The following is a 13,856-nucleotide window of genomic DNA, read 5'->3' as shown; positions in this document are numbered from 1 at the left end:
CCTCAACACGTTGCGTGATAGCGGCCGCTGCGCCACGCGACGAGATCGCCGTGCACGCATGCGTGGCCGGAGACCGACACGTCGCGCCCGCAGGCGCTGACCGGATGCCCCGCGACGCCGATCCGCGCGCCGGTCACGCGCAGCAGCCCCCCCGCCGATACGACACCGTCGATCGCGCTCGCTTCGTCGAGCAGCACGTCGTCGTGCGCGATCGCCGAACCGTGCAGCGTCGCGCCGTGCTCGAGCACGACGCGCTTCGCCTTCACGCTGCCGCGCAGTGCGCAGCCTTCGCCGAGCACGAGCGTGCCGTCGACGATCAGGTTGCCGTGCAGCGTCGTGTGCTCGGGCAGATGCACGTCGTCGTGCAGCAGATAGCGGCCGTGCACGAAGCGGTGCGGCACGCCTGCGAAGCGGCGCGCGAGCGACAGCGCGCGGCGCGGCGCGGGCGGGGCGGCGCGCGGCGGCGAGCGCTCGCCGTCATCGCCGAACGCGACCGGCTCGCCGTACACGCACGCGAACGTGCATGCGCCGCGCACGGTGACGGTGCGGCCGACCACGACGCCGTCGAGCCGCGCGTCGTCGACGTCGATGCACGGCGCGTGCGCGATTCCCGTCACGGACGCGCCGGCCCGGATGGCGATCCGCTCCTCGGCGAACGCGTACGCGACCGTCGCGCCCGCATCGATCTCGATCGTGCGGTCCGCGTAGAGCACCGCGTCGTGACGCGCGTCGCGCGCGGCGACGATCGCGTCGTCGTGCCGGACCGCGAGGCCGAGCGCTCGCCATGGCGCGGCGTCGCTACCGTTGCGGTTGCCGTCGCTGTCGCCGTCATTACCGCGGCCGCGTAGCGCGTCGAGCCAGCACGACGCGAGCAGCGCGTGATCGACGAACGGGCCGTCGCCGATCGGCAGCGCGTCGACGTCGCTGCGCCGGAGCAGCTCGTGCAGCATCGGCAGGAACGGCAGGCTCAGCACGCCGACGACGGGCGCGAGCACGGAGAGCGTCGTCATCGTCCGTGCCCCGGTTTGAGCTGGCGGCGGAAGCGCTCGGTCTTGTCCCACTTCAGCTCGCGGCGCAGCAGCGCGTCGAGCGCGAGGCCCCACAGCGACGAGACGACGGCCGCGATCGTCACGCAGAAGCCGACGACGTTGACCGGCACGAGCCGCAGGCGCCGCGCGCGGCCGTCGAGGCGCACCGCGACGACGATCTCGAAGAACACGCCGAAGTTGCCGAACGTGCCGTACGCGAACAGCGCGAGCAGCGACACGAGCAGCCCGAGCGCGGTCGAGTTCACGCCGTTCATCAAATACAGCGCGAGCGCGATCGGCCACGCGAGCGCGAGCAGCGCGGGCATCACGAACACGCCGAGCAGCAGCGCGCCGTCGAGCCGGCAGCGGCGCGACACGAGCGGATTGCGCAGTAGCGGGATCAGGTAGCGCAGCAGCGCCTGGTTGTGGCCCTTCGCCCAGCGCGCGAGCTGGCGCGCGCGCACCGACCAGCGCTCGGGCACTTCCTCGTAGCATTCCGCATGGTTCAGGTACACGGTGCGCCAGTCGCCGAGCAGCAGCCGGTACGTGAGATCGGTGTCCTCGGCGAGCGTGTCGTCGCGCCAGCCGCCGACCGCGTCGAGCGCGCTCTTGCGGATCCCGCCGACGGTGCCGCCGTACTGCGGCACGAGGCCGAGGTTGTGGCGCGCCTGCTGGTCGACCTGGTAGCCGCCCGAGCGCTCGAGATCGAGCAGCCGCGCGAGCAGGTTGCGGTCCGCGTTCTGCGGAACCACGCGGCCCATCACCGCGCCGACCTCCGGATCGAAGAACGGCGCGACGAGCTCCTTCAGCAGCCCGGGGCGCGGCAGGTAGTCCGCGTCGAACACGAGCATGATGTCGCCCTCGATGTACTGCAGCGCGTCCTTCAGCGCGGCCGCCTTGCCGGGCTTGCCGCCTTCGCGGTGGAACGGCTTCACGAGCGCGGGCGCGAGCGCCTGCACGCGGTCGATCAGCGCGCGCGTGCCGTCTGTCGAGCGGTCGTTGACGGGGATGATCGTGAGCCGGTGGTGCGGATACGTGGTCGCGAGCAGCGCCATCAGGCAGTCGGTGACGACCGCCTCCTCGTTGTGCGCGGCGACGAACACCGTCAACTGCGGCCACTCGCCGTGCGTGATCGCGCGGTACGGCGCGTACTGCGGCTTGAACAGGCGGTCGATGCTGAACACGTAGTGGCGCGCCGCGTACGTGCAGGTCAGCAACGTGATCAGCCACAGATAGGCCGCGCAGATGGCGAGCAGGATCGCGGGGCCGCGCGGGGCCGGCGGCCCTTCGGCGGGCATGGCCGGGACCGGCGGCGCTTCGGTGGGCATCGTCACGGCGGTCATCTCGGCGTCGGGCATCGCCGATACGCGCATCACCGACGAGGGCATCGCCGACACGGGCATCGCCGACACGCGCATCGCCGACACGCGCATCACCGATACGCGCATCACGTCGACGGACGCCGCCGCGACGGGCGCGGCCGACGCGTCGCGCACGAGCGACGGCGTTTGCGCGCCGGCGTTCGCGGCCGAGCAGACCGGAGACGCGAACGGATCCTCTGCCGCGCGCGCGCCCGTATTGCGCAGGCCCGACAGGCAGACGATCGCGAACAGCAGTCCGATCCCCCTGAAGCAAAACGATGTCATCCGACCGTGCTTCATCTTGCGTTCCCCGGTGTCCGCTCCGCGCCCCGGATGCTGTGGGCGCCGCGCGGATATCAAGGAGAGACGGCGCGTCCGGCGGGCCCGGAGGCACGCGGGCCGTCGACCGGTTGCATCGTCTCCCGGTTGTGCTGCATCGATCGTCCCCGCGAACTTGTCTGCGCCCGAGTCGAAGCGATCGTCCTCAGTCGAAGCAAGCGCCGAGCCATCGGCCGGAACGCCCCGCGCCGCAAGGCGTGTGCGAACGCGCTCGCGCGGCGCGGTTGCGCTGGCGTGATGTTTTGATTCAGCGGCGAATCACCGGCGGTGCGAAAAACGGATCGCGCGCGCATCGCGAGCGCGGCGCGTGTCGAAGTGGCTGGCGCGCGTGCGTCCGCGCGACGTTGCACGCGTGTCGCGAATCGTCGGACGACGCGATTCGTCCGTCGAAAAGCACGGGTTTTTTCGTCGGACGAGCGATGTTGCGACGTGCGCGGCCGGCCGCGTTACAGCGACGCAACGTTTCCGCCACGCGCGGCCGCCCGCGGGGCCGGCCCCGCGGGCGTAGGGGAAAGTCCGGGGGGCATCGCGTGCGTCGTGCGCCGTCCGCGCGGGCGCGATGCACGGTCCCGATCCCGGCGCGGGCGGGCCGGGATCGGGACCGCCCGCGTGCGGTCACCCGTGGCGGGTCGCCCGTGGCACCCGGCATTTTCGCCAAGAAAGAAATTCGTAAGCTGACCGTAGCAGCAACGAAACGTTCTTGACCCCGTTCGCGCTGCGCGCCGCCGGCGCGGCGCGCGGCGCGCGAGGCCGTGCCGTGTTGCGACACCGGTGGAGTGAATATTGCAGAGATGAGCACGCCGGCGCATCGCTTGCCGGCGTCCGCCGCATCGGCGCGCGATGCGATGTTGCGTGCCGGCGGCGACCACCGATCCTACGAGGAAAAACGCATGACGCTCTCCCGATACGCCGCCGGACCGCCGCCGCGGCCGATGCGCGCGCCCGCATGCGTCCGTCGCCGGACGCTCGCGCATCGCGTGGCCGCCGTGTCGCCGTGCCGTTGTTTGTCGCGACGCGTCCGTGTTGGCCGCGACGCGGGCCGGCCACTTGGCCGGCCGAATCCGACGAAGTGAATGGGAAGGCCCTATGAAGAAGATTCTTCTGGTGTTCGGAACGCGTCCGGAGGCGATCAAGATGGCGCCGCTCGTGCGCATGCTGCGCACGCGCGCCGCGGCGGACGTGAAGGTCTGCGTGACCGCGCAGCATCGCGAGATGCTCGATCAGGTACTGACGCTGTTCGACATCGTGCCCGACTACGATCTGAACCTGATGCGGCAGAGCCAGACGCTCACCGACGTGACGACCGGCATCCTGCACGAGATCGGCACGGTGTTCGACGACCTGAAGCCGGACGTCGTGCTCGTGCACGGCGACACGACGACGACGCTCGCGGTGAGCCTCGCGGCGTTCTACCGCTATCTGCCGGTCGGGCACGTCGAGGCGGGGCTGCGCAGCGGCGACATCTGGTCGCCGTGGCCGGAGGAGCTGAACCGGCGCGTGACGGACACGGTGTCGTCGTGGCACTTCGCGCCGACCGAGCAGGCGTGCCACAACCTGTTCAGCGAGGGTGTCGCGAGCGGCAGCGTCGTGTTGACCGGCAACACGGTGATCGACGCGCTGCAGGACGTGCGGCGGATGCTCGACACCGACGCGGCGCTGCTGCGCGACGCGGCCGCGCATTTTCCGTTCCTCGATCCGGCGAGCCGCGTCGTGCTGATCACCGGACACCGCCGCGAGAGCTTCGGCGAGCCGTTCGCGCACTTCTGCGAAGCGCTGCGCACGCTCGCGCTGCGCTATCGCGACGTGCAGTTCGTCTATCCGCTGCACATGAACCCGAACGTGCGCGGGCCCGCGCACCTGCGGCTCGACGGGCTGCGCAACGTGCATCTGATCGAGCCGCAGACGTACCTGTCGTTCGTCTTCCTGATGTCGCGCGCGCATTTCATCATCACCGATTCGGGCGGCATCCAGGAGGAGGGGCCGGCGCTCGGCAAGCCGGTGCTCGTCACGCGCGACACGACCGAGCGGCCCGAGGCGATCCGGGCCGGCACCGCGCGGCTCGTCGGCACCGACACCGAGCGGATCGTGCGCGAGGCATCGCGGCTGATGGAGAACGAGTGCGCATACGACGAGATGTCGCACGCGAGCAATCCATACGGCGACGGCCATGCGAGCGAGCGGATCGCGGACGCGCTGCTCGAGCGCGAGCCGGTCGAGCAGGCCGCGATCCGGTTCTCGATGGGCGCGGCGGAGATCCCGCACAACGCGCTCGCGCTCGGGCTGCACGCGTTGCGCCAGGCTTGATGCGCACCACCGCGCGCACCACTGCGCGCACCACCCCGCGCGCCGCTCGGCGCTCGGCGGCCGGCGGCCGGCGGGCCATTCGCGACATCAGGGTAAGTCCCGAGCCGAAAATCCGGCGAAATAGCTTGTCTATACAAGTTGGGATCGCTACACTGCATCCATTCCGAACTTGTATAGACAGGATGCCCATATGATTACGCTTACCCCTGGCCATTTGACCCTCCCGCAACTGCGCCGGATCGCGCGCGAGCAGGTCAAGCTCACGCTCGACCCCGCCAGCTTCGCGCAGATCGACGCAGCGTCGAAGACTGTCGCCGACATCACCGCGAAGGGCGAGCCGGCATACGGCATCAACACGGGCTTCGGCCGTCTGGCCAGCACGCACATCCCGCGCGAGCAGCTCGAACTGCTGCAGAAGAACCTGGTGCTGTCGCACTCGGTCGGCGTGGGCGAGCCGATGAAGCTCACGACGGTGCGCCTGCTGATCGCGCTGAAACTGTCGAGCCTCGGCCGCGGCCACTCGGGCATCCGCCGCGAAGTGATGCAGGCGCTGATCACGCTGTTCAACGCGGACGTGCTGCCGCTGATCCCGGTGAAGGGCTCGGTCGGCGCATCGGGCGACCTGTCGCCGCTCGCGCACATGTCGGCCGTGCTGCTCGGCTACGGTGAAGTATTCATCCGCGGCGAGCGCGCAAGCGCGATCGACGGTCTGCGCGCAGCGGGCCTCGAGCCGATGTCGCTGCAGGCGAAGGAAGGCCTCGCGCTGCTGAACGGCACGCAGGCATCGACGGCGCTGGCACTCGACAACATGTTCGCGATCGAAGACCTGTACCGCACCGCGCTCGTCGTGGGCGCGCTGTCGGTCGACGCGGGCGCGGGCTCGTCGGCGCCGTTCGACGCGCGCATTCACGCGCTGCGTGGCCATCAAGGCCAGATCGACGCGGCCGCGTCGTACCGCACGCTGCTCGAAGGCTCGGAAATCGTCGTGTCGCACCCCGACTGCGGCAAGGTGCAGGATCCGTACTGCCTGCGCTGCCAGCCGCAGGTGATGGGCGCGGTTCTCGACCAGATGCGTCACGCGGCCGACGTGCTGCTGATCGAAGCGAACGCCGTGTCGGATAACCCGCTGATTTTCCCGGACACCGGCGAAGTGATCTCGGGCGGTAACTTCCACGCCGAGCCGGTCGCATTCGCGGCGGACAACCTCGCGATCGCCGCCTCGGAAATCGGCGCGATTTCCGAACGCCGTATCGCGCTGTTGATCGACTCGTCGATGTCGGGCGGCCTGCCCCCGTTCCTCGTGAAGGACGGCGGCGTGAATTCGGGCTTCATGATCGCTCACGTGACGGCTGCCGCGCTGGCATCGGAAAACAAGACGCTCGCGCATCCGGCTTCGGTCGATTCGCTGCCGACGTCCGCGAACCAGGAAGACCACGTGTCGATGGCGACGTTCGCCGCGCGCAAGCTCGGCGACATCGCCGACAACGTGAAGAACATCCTCGCGATCGAACTGCTCGCCGCAGCGCAAGGCGTCGATCTGCGCGGCCCGGTCAAGACGAGCCCGTCGCTCGCCGAAGCGGTGAAGACGGTTCGCGGCAAGGTCGATCACTATGCGGTCGACCACTACTTCGCACCGGACATCGCCGCGGTCGCGGAACTGGTCGCCGAACGCGCGTTCGCGAAGCTGAGCCCGTTCTCGTTCGCGTCGGAACAGTAACGCGATGAACGCACCGGTCTACCAGGAGATCAAGGATTTCATCCTGGCTCGCATCCACGCCGGAGAATGGGCGGAGGGCGACCAGGTACCGTCCGAGAACGAGCTCGCGCGCGAATTCAGCGTCGCGCGAATGACCGTCAACCGCGCGCTGCGCGAGTTGACGGCCGAGCAGGTGCTCACGCGGCAGAAGGGCGCGGGCACGTTCGTCGCACGGCCGAAATACGAGTCGACCCTGGTGGCGATCCGCAGCATCTCCGAGGAAGTCGCGGGGCGCGGGCACACGCATCATGCGCGGGTGCTCGGCCTCGAGTCGATCCTCGCGGACGACGCGCTCGCCGACGAGATGCAGGTCGCGGTGCGTTCGCCGCTGTTTCACTCGCAGATGCTGCACTTTGAAAACGACGAGCCGGTGCAGCTCGAAGAGCGGTGGGTGAATCCGGCGGTCGCGCCGGATTACGCCGGCCAGGATTTCACGAACACGACGCCGAACCAGTACCTGATGCGCGCGGCTCCGCTGCAGCGCGTCGAGTACCGGATCGAAGCGGCCGCGCCCGAACGGGCGATGCGCGAACAGCTTCGGATGGACGACGTCGAGCCGTGTCTCGTTCTACATCGGCGCACCTGGTCGCAGGGCGTCGTCGCCTCGGTGGCGAATTTGTGGCATCCCGGCAGCCGTTATCGCTTCACCGGGCATTTCTGAATTCAATCGAACTTTCACATTCCTCTCGGAGCAGCCGTCATGAACCATCCGAAACACATCGACCCCCGTCTCGACCCGACCCGCACGATCCACGCGCCGCGCGGCAACGAGAAAGTCTGCAAGACCTGGCTCGCGGAAGCCGCGTACCGGATGATCCAGAACAACCTGGATCCGGAAGTCGCCGAGCATCCGCATTCGCTCGTCGTGTACGGCGGCATCGGCCGCGCGGCGCGCAACTGGGAGTGCTACGACCAGATCCTCGCGTCGCTGAAGGACCTCGGCGAAGACGAGACGCTGCTCGTGCAGTCGGGCAAGCCGGTCGGTGTGTTCCGCACGCACAAGGATGCGCCGCGCGTGCTGATCGCGAACTCGAACCTGGTGCCGCACTGGGCGACCTGGGACCACTTCAACGAGCTCGACCGCAAGGGCCTGATGATGTACGGCCAGATGACGGCCGGCAGCTGGATCTACATCGGCAGCCAGGGGATCGTGCAGGGCACGTACGAGACGTTCTTCTCGGTCGCGAACCAGCACTTCAACGGCGACCCGTCGGGCCGCTGGATCCTGACGGGCGGCCTGGGCGGCATGGGCGGCGCGCAGCCGCTCGCGGCGACGATGGCCGGCTTCTCGATGATCGCGGTCGAATGTGACGAAACCCGCATCGACTTCCGCCTGAAGACGCGCTACGTCGACAAGAAGGCGACGACGCTCGACGAGGCGCTCGCGATGATCGAGGAAGCGAAGCGCACCGGCAAGCCGGTGTCGATCGGCCTGCTCGGCAACGCGGCCGACGTGTTCACCGAGTGCGTCGAGCGCGGCATCACGCCGGATTGCGTGACCGACCAGACGAGCGCGCACGACCCGATCAACGGCTACCTGCCGCAGGGCTGGTCCGTCGCGCAATGGCGCGAGACGCAGAAGGTCGATCCGCAGGGCATCGTGCATCCGGCGAAGAAGTCGATGGCCGTGCAGGTGCGCGCGATGCTGACGCTGCAAGAGCGCGGCGCGGCGACGCTCGACTACGGCAACAACATCCGCCAGATGGCGCTGGAAATGGGCGTCGAGAATGCGTTCGACTTCCCGGGCTTCGTGCCGGCGTACATCCGGCCGCTGTTCTGCGAAGGCAAGGGCCCGTTCCGCTGGGTCGCGCTGTCCGGCGATCCGGAAGACATCTACAAGACCGACCAGAAGGTGAAGGAGCTGATCCCCGACGATCCGCACCTGCACAACTGGCTCGACATGGCGCGCGAGCGCATCGCGTTCCAGGGCCTGCCCGCGCGGATCTGCTGGGTCGGCGTGAAGGATCGCTATCGCCTCGGCCAGGCGTTCAACGAGATGGTCAAGAACGGCGAGCTGAAGGCGCCGATCGTGATCGGCCGCGATCACCTCGACACCGGCTCGGTCGCGAGCCCGAACCGCGAGACGGAATCGATGAAGGACGGCTCGGACGCCGTCAGCGACTGGCCGCTGCTGAACGCGCTGCTGAACACCGCGGGCGGCGCGTCGTGGGTGTCGCTGCATCACGGCGGCGGCGTCGGGATGGGCTTCTCGCAGCACTCGGGCGTCGTGATCGTCGCCGACGGCACCGATGAAGCGCATGCGCGCCTCGGCCGCGTGCTGCTGAACGACCCGGCGACGGGCGTGATGCGTCATGCGGACGCCGGCTACGAGCTCGCGCAGCAGACCGCGCGCGAAGCGGGCCTGAAGCTGCCGATGCTCGGCCGCTGAGCGATGGACGCGCTGCAATCGACCGCGGCGCGTGCGCCGTACCGGAGCGCGACGCCGATCCGTGCGGCATCGCTCGTCGCGTCGCCGTGGAAGAACGGCGGCGGCGTGACGCGCGAGCTCGCGGCGTTCGTCCCGAAGGGGACGTCCGCCGGGGCGCCGCCGGGTGCGGCGCTCGACACGTTCGCGTGGCGCGTCAGCGTCGCGGACGTCGCGCAGCCGGGCGCGTTCTCGCGCTTCGACGGCGTCGACCGCACGCTGGTGCTGCTGTCCGGCGCCGGGATGACGTTGCATGAAGCGGGCGGCGCGCGCCACGTGCTCGACGTGCCGCTCGCGCGCGCGGATTTCGCGGGCGAGACCGCGATCGACGCGACGCTCGCGGACGGCCCGACGCGCGACTTCAATCTGATGACGCGCCGCGCGACCACGCGCGGCGCGTTGTCGTTCTGGCGCGCGGGCACGCATCGCGCGGCGCGCGCCGATACGATGCTGCTGTTCTGCGCGCAGCGCACGGTCACGGTGTCGCTCGACGGCGGGCCGGCCATCGAGCTCGCGGAGATGGACACGCTGCGGCTCGACGAGCTGCGGCACGCATTCGACGTCGTGGTGAGCGGCGACGGCGCGCTGATCGCAGTGTCGCTCGACGTGAACGTGAACGGCGCCGCGTAAGCGCGGCGAGCGTCGCACCGAACACATTGAAAAACGCATGAAACCGACTGTTTGGCATCACCTTAGGCTGTGTCCGCACGGCCATCCCGACGAGACGATCGACGACGCGGCGATCGCGGTCGACGAAACCGGCGAAATCGTCTGGCTCGGCGCGCTCGGCGCGCTGCCGGGCGACTATGCGCACTGGGCGCGCGAAGACGTCGGCGGCGCATGGGTCACGCCGGGCCTCGTCGACTGCCATACGCACCTCGTGTACGGCGGCCAGCGCGCGGACGAGTTCGCGCAGCGTCTGGCGGGCGTCAGCTATGAGGAGATCGCGCGGCAGGGCGGCGGGATCGTGTCGACGGTGCGCGCGACGCGCGGCGCCGACGAGGCGACGCTGTTCGCGCAGGCCGCCGCGCGCCTCGAGCCGCTGCTCGCCGAAGGCGTGACGGCGATCGAGATCAAGTCGGGCTACGGGCTCGACCTCGAAAGCGAGCGCAAGATGCTGCGCGTCGCGCGGCAGCTCGGCGAACGCTTCCCGGTGACGGTCTACACGACGTTCCTCGGCGCGCACGCGCTGCCGCCCGAATTCGCGGGCCGCGCGGACGCGTATATCGACGAAGTCTGCGAGCGGATGCTGCCGACGCTCGCGGATGAAGGGCTCGTCGACGCGGTCGACGTGTTCTGCGAGCGGATCGGCTTCTCGCTCGCGCAGACCGAGCGTGTGTTCGACGCGGCGACGCGCCGCGGGCTGCCGGTAAAGCTGCACGCGGAGCAGCTGTCGAACGCGGGCGGCACCGCGCTCGCCGCGCGCTATCGCGCGCTGTCGGCCGACCATCTCGAATTTCTGGACGAAGCGGGCATCGAGGCGATGAAGGCGAGCGGGACCGTCGCGGTGCTGCTGCCGGGCGCGTACTACTTCATCCGCGAGACGCAGCTGCCGCCGCTCGACCTGCTGCGCAAGCACCAGGTGCCGATCGCGCTCGCGACCGATCACAACCCGGGCACGTCGCCGCTCGCGTCGCTGCTGCTGACGATGAATTTCGCGTGCACGCTGTTCCGGATGACGGTGCCCGAAGTGCTGCAGGGCGTCACGCGCCACGCGGCCGCGGCGATCGGCCGCGCGGACCGTCACGGCGCGCTCGAAGTCGGCCGTCAGGCGGATTTCGCGGTGTGGAACGTTGCGTCGCTCGCGGAGCTCGCGTACTGGATCGGCCGGCCGCTGTGCGAGCGGGTCGTGCGCGGCGGTGCGACCGTATTCAGCCGGACGAACGGATGATGGAATCGACGATGACCGATACGACGTTGTTCGCGGCACACGCCTACCTGCCGGAAGGCTGGCGCCGCAACGTGCTGCTGCGCTGGGACGCGGCCGGCACGCTGACTGAAGTGACGCCCGACACCGACGCGCCCGCCGGTGTCGCGCGCGCGGCCGGGCCGGTGCTGCCCGGCATGCCGAACCTGCACTCGCACGCGTTCCAGCGTGCGATGGCGGGGCTCACCGAATACCGCGCGAACCCGAGCGACAGCTTCTGGAGCTGGCGCGACCTGATGTATCGCTTCGCGCTGAAGATCACGCCCGACGCGCTCGCGGCGATCGCGCGCTGGCTGTACGTCGAGATGCTGAAGTGCGGCTATACGTCGGTGTGCGAGTTCCACTACGTGCATCACTCGCAGGACGGCTCGCGCTATCCGCAGATCGCGGAACTCGGCGCGCGCGTCGTCGGCGCGGCGCACGACGCGGGGATCGGGATCACGATGCTGCCGGTCGCGTATCAGTTCAGCGGCTTCGGCAACAAGCCGCCGCGCGACGATCAGCGCCGCTTCATCAACACGCCCGACGGGCTGCTCGAGCTGCTCGACGCATTGCGGCGCGCGGCGCCCGAGCACGGCGGGCTGCGCTACGGCGTCGCGCCGCACTCGCTGCGCGCGGTGTCCGAGTCCGGCCTGCGCGCGCTGCTCGACTGCCTGCCGGACGACGCGCCGGTGCACATCCACATCGCCGAGCAGACCGCCGAAGTCGACGACTGCGTGCGCGCGTACGGCGCGCGGCCGGTGCAGTGGCTGCTCGACCGCTTCGACGTCGGCGCGCGCTGGTGCCTCGTGCACGCGACGCATCTCGACGCGAACGAGACCGTCGCGCTCGCGAAAAGCGGCGCGGTTGCGGGGCTGTGCCTGACGACCGAGGCGAATCTCGGCGACGGGCTGTTCCCGGCTGTCGACTATCTCGCGCACGGCGGCGCGATCGGCGTCGGCTCGGACAGCCACGCGAGCGTCGACTGGCGCGCGGAGCTGCGCCTGCTCGAATACGGGCAGCGGCTCGTGCATCGCGCACGCAACGTGCTCGCGGGCGGCCCGGACGGGCGGGGCGCATACGTCGCCGACCGGCTGTTCGACGCGTCGCTCGACGGCGGCGCGCGCGCTACCGGCCGCCCGGTCGGCGCGCTCGCCGTCGGCCGCCGCGCGGACTGGCTCGTGCTCGATCCCGATCATCCGGCGATTGCCGAGCACGACGCCGACACGTGGCTGTCGGGCGTCGTGTTCGCCGAGCACGGCGACACGCCGGTCTTCGACGTCTACACGGGCGGTGAGCGCGTCGTGGCGGCGCGCCGCCATCGCGACGAAGCGAATGCGTATGCCGCGTACCGCGCGGCGCTGGCCCAGCTGCTGCGCTGATCCGCCGATCTCCGGATTGGCTGATTGGCTGATTGCGCGGCGATCCGGCGCGTGCCCTCCGGCGCGCGCCGCCTGATTGATACGGTGAAGAAATGAGCGACCAACCGGCTGTATTCACGCTGAAGCAGGGCACGTTGCCGCTGCTGATCTCGATTCCGCACGCGGGAACCCATATCCCCGACGACGTCGCGGCGACGATGACGCCCGACGCGCGCTTCGTCGACGATTGCGACTGGCACCTCGAGCGCCTGTACGGGTTCGCGCAGACGCTCGGCGCGTCGGTGCTCGTGCCGTCGCACGCGCGCTATGTGATCGACCTGAACCGTCCGCCCGACAACGAGAACCTGTATCCGGGGCAGGACACGACGGGCCTCGTGCCGGTCGACACGTTCGACAAGGCGCCGCTGTACCCGGCGGGCGGCCTGCCCGACGCGGACGAGATCGCGCGCCGGCGCGATCTCTACTGGCGGCCGTACCACGACGCGCTCGCGCGCGAGATCGCGCGATTGAAGGACGCGCACGGTCGCGTGCTGCTGTGGGAGGCGCATTCGATCCGCTCGCACGTGCCGCGCTTCTTCGACGGCCGGCTGCCGGACTTCAACTTCGGCACGTCGGGCGGTGTGACCGCGGCGCCGGGGCTCGCGGAGGCGCTCGCCGCGCGTGCGGCCGCGCACGGCGCGTATACGGCGGTCGCGAACGGGCGCTTCAAGGGCGGCTACATCACGCGCCACTACGGCGTGCCCGAAACCGGCGTGTCCGCGGTGCAGCTCGAGCTCGCGCAGATCACGTATATGGACGAGACGCGCCCGTACGCGTACGACGACGCGAAGGCCGCGCACGTCGTGCCGCTGCTCGAGACGCTCGTGCGCGACGCGCTCGCGTACCGCTGATCAGTGATATAAGCTGAATGTCAGCTAGCCGTCACATTTGATGCAGTAGTGGTGCATCGTCCCCCGGCACGGCCTCCCGCGCCGGGGGCAGCCGTCGCGACGGCCGGCCGGCGTGCCGCTGCGCGGCGACATTGCGACTCGACACGTCGAATACTTTAAACAGCCAGTCGAGTACGATCGTGAAAGTCGGAAGCCCCCTCGAGCGCCGGACGCGAAGTCCGGGGGCGGGCATGCCGCATCGCGCCGGTCCGGTCCGGCGCGGCGGCGTCTGGTCAGCCCGCCCGAATCAACGTCATCCGGTCCTGTCCTGCCGCGGCCTGCGGCGCCACAACGTCGTGACCGCGCGCGCATTCAGCGCGGTGCGGTGCGATGGCAGCGCGTCGCTGCTGCCCTAGCGTCTCCCGCTCCCGATCCCCCGAACCGAACCGTTTCCCGTGTCGCAACGCACGGCGGGCCGCCGCGCGT

General features: G+C 69.9%; 10 protein-coding genes. 8 read left to right on the top strand and 2 right to left on the bottom strand.

Features of this window, described 5'->3' with window-relative positions:
- Positions 1–2: 2 nt before the first annotated feature.
- Positions 3–1,010 (bottom strand): bactofilin family protein, encoded by a 1,008-nt coding sequence (locus HZI36_RS09925; RefSeq protein ID WP_179402476.1) that lies wholly within the window; start codon positions 1,008–1,010, stop codon positions 3–5.
- On the bottom strand, positions 1,007–2,689 hold the full coding sequence (locus HZI36_RS09920; protein ID WP_425485215.1) for a glycosyltransferase family 2 protein: 1,683 nt from the start codon (positions 2,687–2,689) through the stop codon (positions 1,007–1,009). The genes HZI36_RS09925 and HZI36_RS09920 overlap by 4 nt, the downstream gene beginning before the upstream one ends.
- 1,125 nt (positions 2,690–3,814) lie before the next feature.
- On the opposite strand from HZI36_RS09920, the gene wecB reads away from it, so the two are divergent.
- From wecB to hutG, 8 genes are all read left to right on the top strand, one after another.
- Complete coding sequence (gene wecB / locus HZI36_RS09915; RefSeq protein WP_179402475.1) at positions 3,815–5,032, top strand: non-hydrolyzing UDP-N-acetylglucosamine 2-epimerase; 1,218 nt, start codon at positions 3,815–3,817, stop codon at positions 5,030–5,032.
- A 190-nt stretch (positions 5,033–5,222) separates the two neighbouring features.
- On the top strand, positions 5,223–6,749 hold the full coding sequence (hutH, locus tag HZI36_RS09910) for a histidine ammonia-lyase (RefSeq protein ID WP_179402474.1): 1,527 nt from the start codon (positions 5,223–5,225) through the stop codon (positions 6,747–6,749).
- 4 nt (positions 6,750–6,753) lie between these two features.
- The gene (gene hutC, locus HZI36_RS09905) at positions 6,754–7,449 is read left to right on the top strand and encodes a histidine utilization transcriptional repressor HutC (protein WP_179402473.1); all 696 of its coding nucleotides are present in this window, start codon (positions 6,754–6,756) and stop codon (positions 7,447–7,449) included.
- Between the two features lie 39 nt (positions 7,450–7,488).
- Positions 7,489–9,177: a urocanate hydratase gene (hutU, locus tag HZI36_RS09900; protein ID WP_179402472.1), complete on the top strand. Its 1,689-nt coding sequence runs from the start codon at positions 7,489–7,491 to the stop codon at positions 9,175–9,177.
- A gap of 3 nt (positions 9,178–9,180) precedes the next feature.
- Positions 9,181–9,843 (top strand): HutD/Ves family protein, encoded by a 663-nt coding sequence (locus HZI36_RS09895; RefSeq protein ID WP_179402471.1) that lies wholly within the window; start codon positions 9,181–9,183, stop codon positions 9,841–9,843.
- A 37-nt stretch (positions 9,844–9,880) separates the two neighbouring features.
- Positions 9,881–11,104: an imidazolonepropionase gene (gene hutI / locus HZI36_RS09890; protein ID WP_179402470.1), complete on the top strand. Its 1,224-nt coding sequence runs from the start codon at positions 9,881–9,883 to the stop codon at positions 11,102–11,104.
- A gap of 11 nt (positions 11,105–11,115) precedes the next feature.
- Positions 11,116–12,501, top strand: a complete 1,386-nt coding sequence (locus tag HZI36_RS09885) for a formimidoylglutamate deiminase (RefSeq protein WP_179402469.1) — start codon at positions 11,116–11,118, stop codon at positions 12,499–12,501.
- 92 nt (positions 12,502–12,593) lie between these two features.
- Complete coding sequence (gene hutG / locus HZI36_RS09880) at positions 12,594–13,391, top strand: N-formylglutamate deformylase (RefSeq protein WP_179402468.1); 798 nt, start codon at positions 12,594–12,596, stop codon at positions 13,389–13,391.
- Positions 13,392–13,856: the final 465 nt, after the last annotated feature.

Source organism: Burkholderia guangdongensis (assembly GCF_013403875.1).
Lineage (GTDB): Bacteria > Pseudomonadota > Gammaproteobacteria > Burkholderiales > Burkholderiaceae > Burkholderia > Burkholderia guangdongensis.
Note: the sequence above shows the minus strand (reverse complement) of the source record. Positions and strands in the feature narration are given on the sequence as shown.